Annotated in this window: 15 protein-coding genes; 9 read left to right on the top strand and 6 right to left on the bottom strand. The window is 64.7% G+C overall.

The window, feature by feature from the left end; translation table 11 throughout:
• Positions 1-10: 10 nt before the first annotated feature.
• On the bottom strand, positions 11-820 hold the full coding sequence (locus AC0L27_RS15710) for a uracil-DNA glycosylase (protein ID WP_354209093.1): 810 nt from the start codon (positions 818-820) through the stop codon (positions 11-13).
• Positions 821-956: 136 nt separating this feature from the next.
• Between AC0L27_RS15710 and AC0L27_RS15715 the strand changes: the two genes are divergently transcribed.
• The 3 genes from AC0L27_RS15715 to AC0L27_RS15725 all read left to right on the top strand — a co-directional run bounded on the left by AC0L27_RS15715 (position 957) and on the right by AC0L27_RS15725 (position 5669).
• The gene (locus AC0L27_RS15715; protein ID WP_275171588.1) at positions 957-2618 is read left to right on the top strand and encodes an electron transfer flavoprotein-ubiquinone oxidoreductase; all 1662 of its coding nucleotides are present in this window, start codon (positions 957-959) and stop codon (positions 2616-2618) included.
• 335 nt (positions 2619-2953) lie between these two features.
• Positions 2954-4756, top strand: a complete 1803-nt coding sequence (locus tag AC0L27_RS15720; protein WP_354057208.1) for a tetratricopeptide repeat protein — start codon at positions 2954-2956, stop codon at positions 4754-4756.
• A gap of 28 nt (positions 4757-4784) precedes the next feature.
• Entirely contained in the window at positions 4785-5669 is an 885-nt protein-coding gene (locus AC0L27_RS15725) for a 4-(cytidine 5'-diphospho)-2-C-methyl-D-erythritol kinase (protein WP_354209092.1), read from the top strand.
• Here AC0L27_RS15725 and AC0L27_RS15730 read toward each other — a convergent pair.
• From AC0L27_RS15730 to AC0L27_RS15750, 5 genes are all read right to left on the bottom strand, one after another.
• A complete protein-coding gene (locus AC0L27_RS15730; protein ID WP_354256322.1) occupies positions 5666-6526 on the bottom strand; it encodes an alpha/beta fold hydrolase in 861 nt (286 codons plus the stop codon). The two genes, AC0L27_RS15725 and AC0L27_RS15730, sit on opposite strands and share 4 nt — an antisense overlap.
• Positions 6527-6533: 7 nt before the next feature.
• On the bottom strand, positions 6534-7166 hold the full coding sequence (locus tag AC0L27_RS15735; RefSeq protein ID WP_354209090.1) for a LysE family translocator: 633 nt from the start codon (positions 7164-7166) through the stop codon (positions 6534-6536).
• A 58-nt stretch (positions 7167-7224) separates the two neighbouring features.
• On the bottom strand, positions 7225-8481 hold the full coding sequence (gene fabF / locus AC0L27_RS15740) for a beta-ketoacyl-ACP synthase II (protein ID WP_354209089.1): 1257 nt from the start codon (positions 8479-8481) through the stop codon (positions 7225-7227).
• Between the two features lies 1 nt (position 8482).
• Positions 8483-8998, bottom strand: coding sequence for a winged helix-turn-helix transcriptional regulator (locus tag AC0L27_RS15745; RefSeq protein ID WP_354209088.1), 516 nt, complete (start codon positions 8996-8998; stop codon positions 8483-8485).
• A gap of 410 nt (positions 8999-9408) precedes the next feature.
• The gene (locus AC0L27_RS15750) at positions 9409-10416 is read right to left on the bottom strand and encodes a polyprenyl synthetase family protein (protein ID WP_007594965.1); all 1008 of its coding nucleotides are present in this window, start codon (positions 10414-10416) and stop codon (positions 9409-9411) included.
• Positions 10417-10548: 132 nt separating this feature from the next.
• On the opposite strand from AC0L27_RS15750, the gene AC0L27_RS15755 reads away from it, so the two are divergent.
• The 6 genes from AC0L27_RS15755 (at position 10549) to glyS (ending at position 16247) form a co-directional block, all read left to right on the top strand.
• Positions 10549-10776, top strand: a complete 228-nt coding sequence (locus AC0L27_RS15755) for a putative signal transducing protein (protein ID WP_007594964.1) — start codon at positions 10549-10551, stop codon at positions 10774-10776.
• Positions 10769-11539: a tRNA1(Val) (adenine(37)-N6)-methyltransferase gene (locus tag AC0L27_RS15760; RefSeq protein ID WP_354209087.1), complete on the top strand. Its 771-nt coding sequence runs from the start codon at positions 10769-10771 to the stop codon at positions 11537-11539. The genes AC0L27_RS15755 and AC0L27_RS15760 overlap by 8 nt, the downstream gene beginning before the upstream one ends.
• Positions 11540-11750: 211 nt before the next feature.
• Positions 11751-12659, top strand: coding sequence for a S49 family peptidase (locus AC0L27_RS15765; RefSeq protein WP_354209086.1), 909 nt, complete (start codon positions 11751-11753; stop codon positions 12657-12659).
• Between the two features lie 116 nt (positions 12660-12775).
• The gene (locus AC0L27_RS15770) at positions 12776-12967 is read left to right on the top strand and encodes a hypothetical protein (RefSeq protein ID WP_085352613.1); all 192 of its coding nucleotides are present in this window, start codon (positions 12776-12778) and stop codon (positions 12965-12967) included.
• Positions 12968-13200: 233 nt separating this feature from the next.
• A complete protein-coding gene (locus tag AC0L27_RS15775; protein WP_354057194.1) occupies positions 13201-14136 on the top strand; it encodes a glycine--tRNA ligase subunit alpha in 936 nt (311 codons plus the stop codon).
• Entirely contained in the window at positions 14136-16247 is a 2112-nt protein-coding gene (gene glyS, locus AC0L27_RS15780; RefSeq protein ID WP_354209085.1) for a glycine--tRNA ligase subunit beta, read from the top strand. The genes AC0L27_RS15775 and glyS overlap by 1 nt, the downstream gene beginning before the upstream one ends.
• Positions 16248-16431: the final 184 nt, after the last annotated feature.

Consider the following 16431-nt stretch of genomic DNA (forward strand, 5'->3'; position numbering starts at 1 on the left):
GTACGGCTCCTCACGCGCCCGCCAGCGCCTTCGCGATCGCGCGCAGATCCTGCCAGGCCAGCCGCTTGTACGACGGCGAGCGCAACAGATAGGCCGGGTGGAAGGTCGGCAGCGCGCGGATGGTGCGCGCGCCCGTCTCGTAGTCGAACCAGCGGCCGCGGGTGCGCATGATGCCTTCGCGGGTCGACAGCAGCGTCTGCGTCGAGGGATTGCCGAGCGTCACCAGCACATCCGGATTCACCAGCTCGATCTGGCGCTGGATGAATGGCAGGCAGATTTGCGTTTCCTGCGGCGTCGGCGTGCGATTGCCGGGCGGCCGCCAGGGGATCACGTTGGCGATGTAGGCGGTGCTGCGGTTGAGGCCTATGGCTCCTATCATCAAATCGAGCAGCTTGCCGCTGCGTCCGACGAAGGGCAGCCCCTCGATGTCCTCGTCGCGGCCCGGTGCCTCGCCGACGAACATGATGCGCGCCTGCGGATTACCGTCGGCGAAAACCAACCGTGTCGCTGTGTGCTTCAGCGCGCAGCCGTCAAAGCTCTGCATCAACTCGCGCAGCGCCTCCAAGGTCGGCGCGGTGCGTGCGGCCTCGCGCGCCGAGGCGATCGCGATGTCGGGCGCGGGTGCCGCCTCGCCGCGGATGACCGCGGGAGCCGCAACCGGCCGTGGCGCCTCGAGCGGAGGTGCGGCGCGCGGGGCCGCAGGCGGGGCGTCGACTTCCGCCAGGCGGTCAATCGGTTCCTCCACGAGCGCGCAATCGACACCCGCCTCCAGATAGAAGGCGAGAAGCTCTCGGACGGTGGGCGCGGGTTCGGGGATCATTTGGAAAGTCAGACTTTTATATCAGTTTGGAGCGCCTTGCACCCCGGCGGAACGCGATTCCGAGGTTGTCCTACCCGGAAAAATCGGAAACAAGAGGGCGCAATCGACCAAGGACCGTCTCAAGGGCTGAGATCAGATGAGCACCGAAGAACTTCCCCCGCGCGAATCCATGGAATTCGACGTCGTCATCGTCGGCGCCGGCCCCTCGGGCCTGGCTGCGGCGATCCGGCTGAAGCAGATCAATGCCGATCTCAATGTCGTCGTGGTGGAAAAGGGCTCCGAGGTCGGTGCGCATATTCTCTCCGGCGCCGTGATCGACCCGGCCGGGCTCGACAAGCTGATCCCGGACTGGCGCGAGGATTCCGATTGTCCGCTCAAGACGCAGGTCAAGGACGATCGCTTCTACTGGATGACGGGCGGCGGTGCGATCAGGCTGCCGAACTTCATCATGCCGCCTCTGATGGACAACCATCACTGCTATATCGGCTCGCTCGGCAATGTCTGCCGCTGGCTCGCGCGCAAGGCAGAGGCGCTCGGCGTCGAGATCTATCCGGGCTTTGCCGCCGCCGAAGTGCTCTATGACGAGCAGGGCGCGGTGAAGGGCATCGCCACCGGCGACATGGGCATCGGCCGGGACGGCAAGCCGAAGGACTCCTTTACCCGTGGCATGGAATTGCTTGGCAAGTACACGCTGTTCGCGGAAGGCGCGCGCGGCAGCCTGACCAAGCAGCTCATCGCGAAGTTCGCGCTGGATACCAAGAGCGAGCCTGCGAAGTTCGGCATCGGGCTCAAGGAAGTCTGGCAGATCGATCCCGCCAAGCACCAGAAGGGCATGATCCAGCATTCGTTCGGCTGGCCACTCGATCTGAAGACCGGCGGAGGCTCGTTCCTCTATCACTACGACGACAACCTCGTTGCCGTCGGCTTCGTCGTGCATCTCAACTACGACGATCCGTATCTGTCGCCGTTCGACGAGTTCCAGCGTTTCAAGACCCATCCGTCGATCCGCTCCACCTTCGAAGGTGCCAAGCGGCTCGCTTATGGCGCACGCGCCATCACCGAGGGCGGCTATCAGTCGGTGCCGAAACTCAGCTTCCCCGGCGGCGCGCTGATCGGCTGCGCGGCCGGCTTCGTCAACGTTCCCCGCATCAAGGGCGTGCACAACGCGATGGGCACGGGCATGCTCGCCGCCGAGCACGTTGCGTCAGCCATTGCCGCCGATCGCGCCAATGACGAGATCGTCGACTACGAGAATGCCTGGCGCTCCTCCTCGGTCGGCAAGGATTTGTTCCTGGTCCGCAACGTCAAGCCGCTGTGGTCGAAGTTCGGCACGGTGCTCGGCGTTGCGCTCGGCGGCTTCGACATGTGGTGCAACACGCTGTTCGGCGGCTCGCTGTTTGGCACCCAGTCGCATGCGAAGCCCGATCGCGCGACGCTCGATCCGGCCAAGACCCACGCGCCGAGGGCCTACCCGAAGCCGGACGGCAAGATCTCCTTCGACAAGCTTTCGTCGGTGTTCCTGTCCAATACCAATCATGAGGAGGATCAACCGGTCCATCTCAAGGTCACGGACATGAACCTCCAGAAAACCTCCGAGCACGACGTGTTCGCCGGTCCCTCGAATCGTTATTGCCCGGCCGGCGTCTATGAGTGGATCGAGGAAGGTTCGGGCCCGCGCTTCCAGATCAACGCCCAGAACTGCGTCCACTGCAAAACCTGCGACGTGAAGGATCCCAACGGCAACATCACCTGGGTTCCCCCGGAGGGCGGCGGCGGTCCAAACTACGAGGCGATGTAGGCGGGGTCAGCAAGCCACGATCCATGTGACCCAAGCCCAATGTGACCAATATTGCGTGACATTGGCCCTATGACGCACGTTCGCGTGAGAACCCGGCCGCGGTCGCGGTCCGTGGTCACGATAAGGCCATACTGGCGGCGTCTTGGGGCGCTCTTGACCGGTGACTTGGCCGATTTGGGGCGTGCGGAGGCGATCGCCCGGCCCGAATCCTTGCGGTGAAGCGCCAAAAGCGGCATTGTCGGCCCGACAGTTCCGGGTCCCCATGCCACCGGCCGCGTTCGCATGCGATACGGCCTTCTGCAAACCCAGGCACTACCAACTCAAGGCGAGCCCTGATGCTTTCAAATCGTTTCAACCGTTGGACTGTTGCCGCCATTGCCCTCATGGGCTCAGCGATCGCGACGGTCCCCGGCGCGGTCCTGGCGCAGACGCCGGACCATCCGTCCGACACGGCGGCGCAGTTTCCGACCCGAAACGATCTGAAGGCGCTGACCACTTCCGGCAGCTATCTCGCCGCCCGCCACGCCAGCGTCGAGCGCGATGCGGCCTCTGCCGCCGCGTTCTATCGCTCGGCCCTGCGCACCGATCCCAAGAACAACGAGCTGCTTGACCGCGCTTTCATCTCCTCGGTTGCAGACGGCGACATCGATGAGGCCGTCAAGCTCGCCGAGCGCATCCTGACCATCGACAAGACCAACCGCGTTGCACGCCTCGTCGTCGGCGTGCACGATCTCAAGTTCAAGAAGTATGCGGCCGCGCAGACCAACATCAACCAGTCGATCCGCGGTCCGATCACCGATCTCGTCGCCACGCTGCTGTCGGGCTGGGCCGCCTATGGTGCGGGCGATGCCAAGGGCGGCGTCGCCACCATCGACAAGCTGGCCGGTCCGGAATGGTATCCGCTGTTCAAAGACCTCCACGCCGGCATGATCCTCGAACTCGCCGGCAAGGAGAAAGACGCGGGCACCCGGTTCGAGCGTGCCTACAAGCTCGACGATTCCATGCTGCGCGTCACCGAGGCCTATGCGCGCTGGCTGTCGCGCAACAAGGACTCGGCCGCCGCGACCACGGTCTACCAGGCTTTCGACAAGAAGCTCGCCCGCCATCCGCTGATCGTGGAAGGGTTGCGCGACACCAAGGCCGGCAAAAAGATGCCGCCGCTGGCCGATAGCGCGCAAGCCGGCGCCGCAGAAGCACTCTACGGCATCGGCGCCACGTTGACCCGCCGCGGCGGCGAGGATCTGGCGCTGGTCTATCTCCAGCTCTCGCTCTACCTCCAACCCACCCATCCCCTGGCGCTGCTCTCGCTCGCCGATCTCTATGAATCGGTGAAGCGGCCGCAGATGGCGATCAAGGTCTATGAGCGGGTGCCGTCGTCCTCGCCGCTCAAGCGCAACGCCCAGATCCAGCTCGCCATCGATCTGGATTCCGCCGACCGCACCGACGAGGCGATCAAGATCCTCAAGGGCGTCACCACTGAGGACTCGAAGGATCTCGAAGCGATCATGGCGCTCGGCAACATCGAGCGCGGCCGCAAGAAGTTTGGCGAATGCGGCGCAACCTATTCGCAAGGCGTCGACGTGCTGCCGGCCGGCAACGACAAGGCCAACAGCGTCTGGTACTATTATCGTGGCATCTGCGAGGAGCGCTCCAAGCAGTGGGGCAAGGCCGAAGCCGACATGAAGAAGGCGCTCGAGCTGCAGCCCGACCAACCGCACGTCCTCAACTATCTCGGCTATTCCTGGATCGACCAGGGCATCAATCTCGACGAAGGCATGAAGATGATCAAGCGGGCGGTCGAGCAGCGCCCGGATGACGGCTACATCGTCGATTCCCTCGGCTGGGCCTATTACCGCATCGGCAATTACGAAGACGCGGTGAAGAACCTCGAGCGCGCCATTGACCTCAAGCCCGAGGATCCCACCATCAACGACCACCTTGGCGATGCCTATTGGCGCGTCGGCCGCACGCTGGAAGCCAAGTTCCAGTGGGCCCACGCCCGCGATCTCAAGCCCGAAGCGGATGAGCTTCCGAAGATCGAGGCCAAGATTGCAAACGGTATGACCGACGACAATTCGAACTCCTCGGCTGCGCAGGCGGAGAAGGAGAAGAAGAAGGACGACGGCAAGGGCGGCTGAGTGAGTTGAAGTTGGGGGCGTGTCGTCAATGCCGGCGTTGATTGAAGAAGGGCGCGCGAAGGTCAATCTGAGCCTTCGTGTGGTCGGCCGTCGTACCGATGGCTATCATGATCTCGAAAGCGTCGTCGCCTTTGCCGACTGCGCCGACCGGCTCACACTGGAGCCCGGCGGCGAGCTGAAGCTCACCACGACGGGGCCGCTTGCGGCGGCCTGCGGCGATATGGCCGACAACCTCGTGTTCAAGGCGGCCAAGCTCCTGGCCGAAGCCGTCCCGAACCTGAAGCTGGGCGCCTTCGCGCTCGACAAGGTGCTCCCGGTTGCGGCCGGTATCGGCGGCGGCTCGGCCGACGCCGCGGCGGCGCTGCGGTTGCTGGCGCGTCTCAACAATCTGGAACTCGACGACCCGCGGCTGCAGAAGGTTGCGCTTGCGACCGGTGCCGACGTGCCGGTGTGTCTGTTCTCGCGCGCCTGCGACATGACCGGTGTCGGCGAGCAGCTGCTGCCCTTGATGCTGCCGAGCATGCCCTGCGTGATGGTCAACCCGCGCGTGCCGGTCGCGACCAAGGATGTGTTCCAGGCGCTGGGCCTGCGCAACGGCGAGCTTCTGGTCGGCGCCACGTCCGTCTTCGACGCCCCGGCCTGGCCGGGCGAGGGCGCCTCCATTGACGATTGGGTCGACTCGCTCAAGGCCGTCGCCAACGACCTCGAAGCGCCTGCGATGCGCATCGAGCCGGTGATTGGGGACGTGCTGGAAGCCTTGCGTGGCTCCGCCGGCGTCAAGCTTGCCCGCATGTCCGGCTCGGGTGCGACGTGCTTTGCGATCTGTGGCGCATCTGCCGAGGCGCATGCCGCCGCTGAGAAGATCCGCAGGGATCATTCCGGCTGGTGGGTGCATTCGGGGACGTTGAGCTAGGCCAGCGAGAGAAACTCCCGGATCTCACTCAACACCTCCTGCGGCTTGTCATGTTGCAGCCAGTGTCCGGCCCCGGCGATGGTCTCGACGCGCGCCTGCGGGAAGTAGCGCTCCAGGCCCGCGGCCCTCGCGCCAGCCAGAAAGCTTTCGCCGGCATTCAAGAGCAGCGTCGGACAGGTGATGCGCGACCACAGCCCGATGTGATCGTCCGGCCAGAGCCGGTGCGGCGCAGAGGCGCGCTGGTAGGGATCGAACTTCCAGCTATAGGTGCCGTCCTCGTTCTGCCGCGCGCCGTGGGTGGCGAGATGCAGCGCGAGGTCGCGGGACAGCCGCTTATTGTGAAGCACCATCTGCGCCGCAGCGTCTTCGAGGGTCGAATAGCGGCGCGGTGCGCGGTCGTGCAGCTTGTCGAGCTGGCCGACCCATTTGCCGATGCGCTCATGCACCGGCGGTTTTGGTGTATCCGGCAACATCGTCACGCCGTCGAGCACGACCAGCTTCGAGACCTGTTCGGGGAATGCCCCTGTAAAGATGAGGCTGACCATGCCGCCCATGGAATGGCCGATGAGAGTGACTTGAGGTGCTGCGATGGCACGGACGAGCTGGGCGAGGTCGTACACATACTCCGTCAGCGCGTAGCTGCCGCCTTTTGTCCAGTCGGAATCGCCGTGACCGCGCAGGTCGGGTGCGAGCACGTGAAAATGCGGCTGCAGCGACCGGGCGATGACGTCCCAGCTCCGGCAGTGATCGCGGCCGCCGTGAACCAGGATGGCGACAGGCGCGCCGTCGTTGCCCCAGTCGGCATAGTGCAGCCGCAGGCCGTGAGACTCGTAACTGCGGCTTTGCGGAGCGAGCATGGTGGCGCTATCCATTCACGGGCCGTCGGGCCAGTGCGAGCGACAGGCCGAGCCCTGCGATGAAGACGCCGGAGCCCTGGGTGAGACGTCGCATCAAATGCGGCCTTCCGATCAACTGCGTGCGTGTCGCGGAAGCCATCAGCACCACCACGATATCGGCGAGTGTGTTCAGCGTCACCGAGATCGCACCCAACGTGATGAATTGCAGCGTCGGGTTCGATCCCGCCGGGTCAAGGAACTGCGGAATGAAGGCGAGGAAGAATGCGGCGGTCTTCGGGTTCAGCGCCTCGACCAGCACGCCGTCGCGGAAGGCGCGCTTGTCGCCGACGGGCTCGCTGTCGAATGACAGCACACGACCGGCGCTGCGAAATGTCCTGATCCCGAGCCAGACCAGATAGAGTGCGCCGACAAATTTCACGGCGGCGAACAGCTCGGCGCTGGCAAGGATGATCGCGGAGATGCCGAGGCTGCCCGCGACCACATGAACCAGCCCGCCGAGCGCGGTGCCCGCGGTCGATGCAAAACCGCTGGCGCGCCCTTCCGACAAGGTCCGTGCCGCCACGTAGAAAATACCGGGGCCGGGAATGGCGGCGATGAGACAAGCGGCGGCCAGGAACAGCCAGAAATTCGTGTTGATCATCCTGCTTTGGTAGCGATGCTTGCCGCGATTGCAAGGCCCGTCAATTAAGGCCCGTCGTTTAGCCCATCCGGCGGAAGATCACGCTGGCATTCACCCCGCCGAAGCCGAACCCGTTCGAGATCGCGTGCTGCATCGGCATCGGGCGCGCCACACCGGCGACGATGTCGATGCCGTCAGCGCCGGGATCAGGGTTTTCGAGATTGAGCGTCGGCGGCGCGATCTGGTCGCGCAGGGCGAGCACGGTGAAGACCGCTTCCAGTCCACCGGCAGCACCGAGCAGATGGCCGGTGGCCGATTTGGTCGCGCTCACGGCGATGCCGCGGTTGCGGCCGAACAGCGCGGCAATCGCGCCAAGCTCGCTCTCGTCGCCGGCCGGCGTCGATGTCGCATGCGCGTTCAGATGCTGCAAATCCGCGGGCGCAAGCTTGGCCTGCCGGAGCGCGATCTCCATCGCGCGCCGGGCGCCGTCGCCGTCAGGCGGACCCGACGTCATGTGATAGGCGTCGGCGGTCGTACCGTATCCGACGATCTCCGCAATCGACGTCGCGCCACGCGCCAACGCATGCTCCAGCTCTTCGATCACCAGGATGCCGGCGCCTTCGCCCATGACAAAACCGTCGCGGTCGCGGTCGAACGGGCGCGAGGCGCGCGCGTCATTGAACCCGCTCGACAGAGCACGGGCCGCAGCAAAGCCGCCGAGGCTGACGATGTCGATGCAGGCTTCCGCGCCGCCGCAGATCGCCACATCAGTCTCGCCCGCGCGGATCATCCGCGCAGCATCGCCGATCGCCTGAACGCCGGCGGCGCAGGCCGTGACCGGTGTGCCCAGCGCTCCCTTGTAGCCGTATTTGATCGAGATGTGGCCGGCGGCGAGATTGGCGAGGAAGGAGGGGATCGTGAACGGCGACAGCCGGCGCGGGCCGCGGTGTTCGGTGATGCGCACCGCCTCCGCCATGGCCGGAAAACCGCCGACGCCGGAGGCGATGATCGTCGCGGTTCGTTCCTGCGCCGCCGCGTCCTGCGGCATCCAGCCGGCCTGCGCAATCGCTTCTGCGGTGGCGAGCAGCGCGAACAGGATGAAGCGGTCCATCTTGCGCTGGTCTTTCGGCGCGGCGGCCTGCGCGGGATCGAAGCCGCCGTCCGCGTCATCGGCCTTGTCGGGCACGAGGCCGGCGATGCGTGCGGGCAGCGCCTGCGACCATTCAGGCAGCGGGCGCAGCCCGCTTTGACCGGCCAGTAGCCGGCGCCACGACAGTTCGACACCGCAGCCAAGCGGCGATACCGCGCCCATTCCCGTCACGACGATACGACGCATGTCAGTCTCCAGCCGGCGCGACGGCCGGGTTCATGGCTTTGAGCGAGGTCAACCGTTTGCGCATGACACGGCTGGCGCGGGGACCCGCGATAATGACCGCATTGGTGAGCGTGATCGGCTGCATGTCGGCGGCATCGACCACGACAGGATTAAAGGGGCGACGATTGCGCCGGTTCGCGAGCAGGATGGCTTCGCCCTTCGGGGCGAGATGCTTGTTGCCCCAGGCGAGCAGGGTTGCGACCACGGGGAAGAAGTCCCGCGCCTTGTCGGTCAGCACATATTCATAGCGCGGCGGCCGTTCATTGTAGCGGCGGCGGACGAACATGCCGCTTTCGGTGAGATGGGCCAACCGCCGCGACAGGATATTCGGCGCGATCCCGAGGCTTTGCGAAAATTCGTCGAACTTCGTTGCGCCCTGGAACGCATCCCGCAGGATCAAGATGCTCCACCATTCGCCGACCGTCTCCACGGCGCGGCCGACCGGACATTCCTGGATGGAAGGGGATTTGGGCTGCATGGGGGGAAGGTAGGAGAGTTACTTGCAAAATGCAAGTTACTAGACGAACCGTTGGAACACTCCGACGGGTGTGTGCCGCAAGATGGCGCATAGGATTTGACTGCAAGTTGGAAGGCGGCCCTCGCACACCTAGCTCGTCATTGCGAGCGCAGCCAAGCCATCTAGAGTCCCTCTGCGGGAAGATTCTGGATTGCTTCGCTGCGCTCGCAATGACGCTGTTGATGCAGTGGTGGCTCGTACCTCAACGATGTCGTCCCGGCGAAGGCCGGGACCCATACCCACGACTGTTGTTGTGATGCACGATGGTGGCCACAGCCGCTAAGACAACGCCGACCGGGGTAATGGGTCCCGGCCTTCGCCGGGACGACACTGAGGGTGTGGTTACTAGCAAGCGCTAAGGATGCGAGAAGCTAATGCGACCGTGCCAGGCAGAACGCCACGACCTGCTCCAGCGCGCTCTTCATTGGCGAGGACGGGAACAGCGCCAGCGCGTCCACCGCCATGGCGCCGTAGTGCTGGGCGCGGCTGCGCGTGTCTTCGAGCGCACGATGCTTGTTCATCAAGCCGATGGCGTGGTCGAGGTCGGTGTCGCCGATCTCGCCGCGCTCGAGCGCGCGGATCCAGAAGGCGCGCTCGGTGTCGTTGCCGCGGCGGAAGGCGAGCACGACGGGCAGCGTGATCTTGCCCTCGCGGAAATCGTCGCCGGTGTTCTTGCCGAGCTTGGCGCTCTTGCCGCCATAGTCGAGCACGTCGTCGACGAGCTGGAAAGCGATGCCGAGATTCATGCCGACCGAGCGGCAGGCGGTCTGCTCCGCCTTCGGACGGTTGGCGATCACGGGGCCGACCTCGCAGGCGGCCGCGAACAGCTCGGCGGTCTTGCCGCGGATCACGGCGAGATATTCGTCCTCGGTGGTCGCGGTGTTCTTGGCGGCGGCAAGCTGCATCACCTCGCCCTCGGCGATAGTCGCGGCGGCCGCGGAGAGAATGTCGAGCGCACGGAGCGAGCCGACCTCGACCATCATGCGGAAGGCCTGGCCGAGCAGGAAGTCGCCGACCAGCACGCTCGCCTCATTGCCCCAGAGCATGCGTGCCGACAGCTTGCCGCGGCGCATCTCGCTCTCGTCCACGACGTCGTCATGGAGCAGGGTGGCGGTATGCATGAACTCGACGCTGGCGGCGAGCTTGATATGGCCGTCGCCGGTGTAGCCGGCGAGGTTGGCCATGGCCAGCGTCAGCATCGGCCGCAGGCGCTTGCCCCCGGAGGAGATCAAATGGTTGGCGACCTCCGGGATCATGGTCACGTCCGAACCGGTCCGCGACAGGATCGTGGCGTTGACGCGCTCCATGTCACCGGCGACAAGGGCAACCAGCTCTTCGATCGACGCGCCGGGAGTTTCGAAAGGTACGATGACGGCCACGCCGGTCTCCAATATTTGCCCCGGAAGGGCTATTCTGATGGAAAGACAATAGAAACTGGACGGGGATGCGGCAAGGGCCGTGGAACCATTGACATTTGGCGCTTAATCCCCGTCAGGCAGGAGGCCTGTGTTTTGCGAGAACTGGTTCGGACCAACGATATGGTGCTGGTGTCGGCGATCGGCGCGCTGCTCGACGGCGCCAACATCCATCATCTGGTGCTGGACCAGAACATGAGCATCATCGAGGGCTCCCTCGGCATTTTGCCGCGGCGGATCCTGGTCCATGAGGACGACGCCCTCGAGGCCCGGCAGCTCCTGACCGAGGCCGGCCTCAGCCACGAACTGCGCGGCGATGAGTGAAGCGCTGGCAGACCTCACCGAGGACGCCTTTCTCGGCGGGCAATTGCGGCTGAAGCAGAAGCGGTCCGGCCATCGCGCCGGGCACGACGCCATTCTGCTCGCGGCGGCGACGGAGGCGAGGGCGGGCGACCGCGTCGTCGATCTCGGCGCCGGCATCGGCGCGGCGGGCCTTGCGTTGGCGCGGCGCGTTCCGGGGATCAGGCTCGGCCTGGTCGAGATCGATCCCGAGCTGGCGGAGCTTGCGCGCGCCAATGCGGCAGCGAATGCGATTGCCGCCGAGACGATCGTGCTCGACGTCACCGCGGACGCGCAGGCCTTCGTAGCCAGCGGGCTCGCGCCGGACAGCGTCGACGTGGTGCTGATGAACCCGCCCTTCAACGATCCCGCTCGCCATCGCGGCTCGCCCGATCAGGCGCGCCAGATCGCGCATGTGGCGACGGATGAGACGCTGAATGCCTGGGTGCATGCGGCGCGGCGCATCCTCCGATCGAATGGCGCGCTGACATTGATTTGGCGCGCAGATGGGATCGCGGAGGTTTTGGCGGCGCTGTCTCGCGGCTTCGGCAGTCTCGCGATTCTGCCGGTTCACGGTGAAGCAGGACGGCCTGCGATCCGCGTGCTAGTGCGCGCGATCAAGGGCGGGAGGGCCCCGGCACGATTGCTGCCGGGCCTCATGCTCAACGAGGAGTCACGTGTGCCGAAAAAAGAGGTGATGGATATTCTGGAGGGAAGAGCGGTTCTACCCCTGGTGGAACCGTGCTGAGCTATTGCGGAAGCGATTCCGACTGCTGCTCTTGGGGAGTCGTCAAGCGGATCGCCATGAACAGCGCACCGATCAGCAGCATCAGCAGATAGATTTTCATGGTGTTCTCCGCTGGCCCATTGCAGCCTCTCAACGGGGTTTCTGCAAAACACGTTCCGGGCCCTTCCAATGACAGTCGCGTGATAAGAAATAGTTAATCAGAGGTAACGGCATGGCCGAACAATTGAACGATCGTGAGAGTTCCGGCCTGGCCGACAAGCTCATGCAATATCTGCCGGCGCGCTTCCGTCCCGGCACGGCCGTGGTGCCGGTGGTGCGGTTGTCCGGTGTGATCGGCGCAGTGACGCCGCTGCGCCCGGGTATGACGCTCGCGACCGTTTCGCGGGTGCTGGAGCGGGCGTTTTCGACCCGCAACGCCAAAGCGGTGGCGCTGGTGATCAATTCGCCCGGCGGCTCGCCGGTGCAGTCGCGCCAAATCTACCTGCGCATCAAGCAGCTCGCGGCGGAGAAGAAGCTGCCGGTGCTGGTGTTCGTCGAGGACGTCGCGGCTTCCGGCGGCTACATGATCGCCTGCGCCGGCGACGAGATCATCTGCGATCCGTCCTCGATCCTCGGCTCGATCGGCGTGGTTGGCGGCAGCTTTGGTTTCCAGGAAGCGATCAAGCGACTCGGCATCGAGCGGCGCCTCTACACCGCCGGCGCGCACAAGGCGATGCTCGACCCGTTTCTCCCCGAAAACCCCGACGACGTCGCCAAGCTGAAGGCGCTCCAGCGCGAGATCCACCAGATCTTCATCGCCCTGGTGAAGGAGAGCCGCGGCGCGCGGTTGAAGGGCTCCGACGACACCCTGTTCACGGGCGAATACTGGGCCGGCGAGAGTTCGATCGCGCTGGGGCTCGCCGACAGCATTGGCGATCTCCGCTCAACTCTTCGTGCCCGCTTTGGCGAGAAGGTTCTCACCCCCGTGATTGCCCAGCCGACCGGTCTGCTCTCCAGCCTTTTGGGCCGGAAATCGCCCGGCGCGGGGCAGCTTTCGGCCATGGAATCAATGGCCGGCCTGCCGGACGACCTGATCTCGGCAGTCGAGACGCGGGCGATCTGGGCGAAATTCGGGTTCTAGATGGAGCCCTGCCGCGCCATTTGGCCCCAAGGAGACTTGAAGCCGAGCCAATTGCGGCGCGGCCCGGTCTGCGCAAGAATGTGCGTGGGGGCTGAGCACTGAACAAGGAACGACCGATGCCGCCGTTCGTCGCATTCGCGGGCGTCCTGGGCGGGCTTGCCGTGGTCCGCTGGGCCTACAAGACCGCTGTCAGGATCAACCAGGAGCTGGAGGAGATGCGCCTCTCGCGCGTCGCCGAGGCCGCCCATATGGGAGCCGTCCAGACCCTGAAACAGGATCCCGTGACTGGAGCCTATCGGCCGGGTTAGTTGGTGCAGTCGTCATGGCCGGGCTTGTCCCGGCCATCCGCGTCTTGCCTGACGCACGAAGAACGTGGATGCCCGGGCCTTCGCCTCGCCGAAGCGGCTTCGGCCGCGCAGGCGGGACAAGCCCGGGCATGACGGACAACTGGGCCCGAATCCACCCCCTTTGCCTTGATTCCCACCCCTGCCGTCGATACGGTCCCGCGCGATTCAACCCCCCGCGAGAGCCCGATCTGACGATGGACGCCTCCTTGCCCGCCCATATGCGCCCGGAACGCTCGTTCCAGGGTTTTATCCTCGCGCTCCAGCGGTTCTGGGCCGAGCAGGGCTGCGTGATCCTGCAGCCCTATGACATGGAGATGGGCGCGGGTACCTTCCATCCGGCGACGACGTTACGCGCACTCGGGCCAAAGCCCTGGAATGCGGCCTATGTGCAGCCCTCGCGGCGGCCCAAGGACGGCCGCTACGGCGAGAATCCGAACCGGCTGCAGCACTACTACCAGTTCCAGGTGATCATGAAGCCGTCGCCGCCGAACCTTCAGGAGCTGTACCTGAAGTCGCTCGCCGCGATCGGCATCGATTCCGCCATGCACGACATTCGCTTCGTCGAGGACGATTGGGAGAGCCCGACGCTGGGCGCCTGGGGCCTCGGCTGGGAGTGCTGGTGCGACGGCATGGAAGTCAGCCAGTTCACCTATTTCCAGCAGGTCGCGGGTGTCGAATGCGCGCCGGTCGCGGGCGAACTCACCTATGGGCTCGAGCGGCTCGCGATGTACGTGCAGGGCGTCGATCGCGTCTACGACCTCAACTTCAACGGCCGCGACGGTGACGCCAAGGTCACCTATGGCGATGTCTTCCTGCAGGCCGAGCGGGAATATTCGAAACACAATTTTGAGATCGCGGACACCGCGATGCTGTTCGAGCAATTCAAGATGGCTGAAAGCGCGTGCAGAAAGTACCTAGAAGCTGGCTGGAAGGACGGCAAGCGCGAGGCCCATCTGATGTCGCTGCCGGCCTATGACCAGTGCATCAAGGCGAGCCATGTGTTCAACCTGCTCGACGCGCGCGGCGTGATCTCGGTGACCGAGCGGCAGAGCTACATTCTTCGCGTGCGCGAATTGGCAAAAGCTTGCGGCGAGGCCTGGATCCATACTGAAGCGGGCGGAGCTGCCTGATGCCCGATCTTTTGCTTGAACTGTTTTCCGAAGAAATCCCCGCGCGCATGCAGGCCAAGGCGGCGGAGGATTTGCGCCGCATGGTCACCGACAAGCTCGTCGCCGAAGGTCTCGTCTACGAAGGCGCCAAGGCGTTCGCGACGCCGCGCCGCCTCGCGCTGACCGTGCACGGCATCCCTGCGCGCCAGCCTGACCTGAAGACCGAACGCCGTGGACCGAAGATCGGCGCGGCCGATGCCGCCGTGCAGGGTTTTCTGAAAGCGACGGGTTTGACGTCGCTGGATGAGGCCAAGATCCAGCGCGACCCGAAGGGCGACTTCTACATCGCGCTGATCGAGAAGCCCGGCCGCGACGCCATCGACGTGCTCGCGGAAATCCTTCCCGTCATCATCCGCACCTTCCCCTGGCCGAAATCGATGCGCTGGGGCGCGCGCTCCGGCAAACCAGGATCGCTGAGCTGGGTGCGCCCGCTGCACGCGATCATTGCGACGTTCGGGCTCGAAACCGAAGAGCCCGATGTCGTCAAATTCTCGGTGGACGGCATCGAGGCCGGCCAGACCACCTACGGCCATCGCTTCATGGCACCTAGCGCGATTTCCGTGCGCCGCTTCGAAGACTACGAAGCGAAGCTGAAGGCGGCAAAAGTCATCCTCGATCCGCAGGCGCGCAAGGACATTATCTTTGCCGACGCCAAGGAGCTGACCTTCGCGCAAGGGTTCGAACTGGTCGAGGACCAGGTGCTGCTCGATGAGGTTTCGGGCCTCGTCGAATGGCCCGTCGTCATGATGGGATCCTTCGAAGCGGAATATCTCGCGATCCCCGATGAGGTGATCCGCGCCACCATCCGCAACAACCAGAAGTGCTTCGTCGTCAAAGATCCCAAGACGGGCAAGCTGACCAACAAGTTCGTCCTCACGGCGAACATCGAGGCGCCCGACGGCGGCAAGACCATCGTCGCCGGCAACGAGCGCGTGATCCGTCCGCGCCTGTCGGATGCGAAGTTCTTTTATGAGACGGATCTGAAGACGAAGCTGGAAGACCGGCTGCCGAAGTTCGAGCAGATCGTGTTTCACGAGAAGCTCGGCACCCAGGCCGCGCGCATCATGCGGATCGAACGCCTCGCCGCTGAGATCGCGCCGCTCGTCGGTGCCGATGTCGCCAAGGCAACGCGCGCCGCGCATCTGGCGAAGGCGGATTTGCTGACGGAAGTCGTCGGCGAATTCCCCGAGGTGCAGGGCCTGATGGGCAAGTACTACGCGCTGGCCCAAGGCGAGGATGCCTCCGTCGCCGCGGCCTGCGAGGAGCACTACAAGCCCCAAGGGCCAGCTGATCGCGTGCCGACCGATCCGGTCAGCGTCGCAGTGGCGCTCGCGGACAAGCTCGACACCCTTGTTGGCTTCTGGGCGATCGATGAGAAGCCGACGGGCAGCAAGGACCCGTATGCGCTGCGTCGCGCGGCGCTGGGTGTGATCAGGATTGTGCTCGAAAATCAGGCCAAGATTAGTTTGCGAGAACTCGCTTGGGGGCACTTAGAGCGCTCGTACGACAAACAATACTTGGAAGTTGCAGAAAAGCTTGATGACCTAATGGTCTTTTTCGAAGACCGGCTTAAGGTCCAATTGCGAGATCAGAAGGCGCGTTACGATCTCGTCGATGCGGTTCTCAACACTGGTTCGTTGGTTCAAGGGCATCCAATAGTGGCAGTCGTCCGCCGCGTCGAAGCACTCGGAAAATTCCTCGACACTGACGACGGCAAGAATCTGCTGGCAGGCACCAAGCGCGCCAGCAACATTCTCTCGATCGAAGAGAGGAAGGATAAGCGCTTGTTCGACGGCGCACCCGATGCCTCACTCTACGCTCTTAGCGAGGAGAAGGCGCTGGCCCAGGCGATCGATGAAGTGACGGACGAAGCCCGTACCGCCGTCGCCAAGGAAGATTTTGCTGCCGCGATGAGCGCGATGGCAAAGCTCCGTCCGCCGGTCGATGCGTTCTTCGAGAAAGTTCGCGTCAACGACGAGGATGCGAAGGTGCGCGAGAACCGCCTGAAGCTGCTCAACGAGATCCGCAGCGCCACGCGTGCGGTGGCGGATTTCTCGAAGATCCAGGATTGATCTCGTGCCCCGGACGCAGCGCAGCGCTTCTTAGCAGTGCGCTGCAGAGCCGGGGCCCATGCTGCTGCGTGCTCGCGGCTTCTGGGGCCCGGGTCTGCGCTTCGCTTGCCCGGGACACGAGAGCAGCACCCACACACGAAGCACAAAAAAGCCCCGCCCGGCGGGGGGAGGACCGGGCGGGGCC

Source organism: Bradyrhizobium sp. Ken51 (genome assembly GCF_055807435.1).

Coding starts and splice junctions, on each gene's coding strand:
- AC0L27_RS15710 (WP_354209093.1), bottom strand. CDS start 820: ATGATCCCCGAACCCGCGCCCACCGTCCGAGAGCTTCTCGCCTTCTAT.
- AC0L27_RS15715 (WP_275171588.1), top strand. CDS start 957: ATGAGCACCGAAGAACTTCCCCCGCGCGAATCCATGGAATTCGACGTC.
- AC0L27_RS15720 (WP_354057208.1), top strand. CDS start 2,954: ATGCTTTCAAATCGTTTCAACCGTTGGACTGTTGCCGCCATTGCCCTC.
- AC0L27_RS15725 (WP_354209092.1), top strand. CDS start 4,785: ATGCCGGCGTTGATTGAAGAAGGGCGCGCGAAGGTCAATCTGAGCCTT.
- AC0L27_RS15730 (WP_354256322.1), bottom strand. CDS start 6,526: ATGCTCGCTCCGCAAAGCCGCAGTTACGAGTCTCACGGCCTGCGGCTG.
- AC0L27_RS15735 (WP_354209090.1), bottom strand. CDS start 7,166: ATGATCAACACGAATTTCTGGCTGTTCCTGGCCGCCGCTTGTCTCATC.
- fabF (WP_354209089.1), bottom strand. CDS start 8,481: ATGCGTCGTATCGTCGTGACGGGAATGGGCGCGGTATCGCCGCTTGGC.
- AC0L27_RS15745 (WP_354209088.1), bottom strand. CDS start 8,998: ATGCAGCCCAAATCCCCTTCCATCCAGGAATGTCCGGTCGGCCGCGCC.
- AC0L27_RS15760 (WP_354209087.1), top strand. CDS start 10,769: ATGAGTGAAGCGCTGGCAGACCTCACCGAGGACGCCTTTCTCGGCGGG.
- AC0L27_RS15765 (WP_354209086.1), top strand. CDS start 11,751: ATGGCCGAACAATTGAACGATCGTGAGAGTTCCGGCCTGGCCGACAAG.
- AC0L27_RS15770 (WP_085352613.1), top strand. CDS start 12,776: ATGCCGCCGTTCGTCGCATTCGCGGGCGTCCTGGGCGGGCTTGCCGTG.
- AC0L27_RS15775 (WP_354057194.1), top strand. CDS start 13,201: ATGGACGCCTCCTTGCCCGCCCATATGCGCCCGGAACGCTCGTTCCAG.
- glyS (WP_354209085.1), top strand. CDS start 14,136: ATGCCCGATCTTTTGCTTGAACTGTTTTCCGAAGAAATCCCCGCGCGC.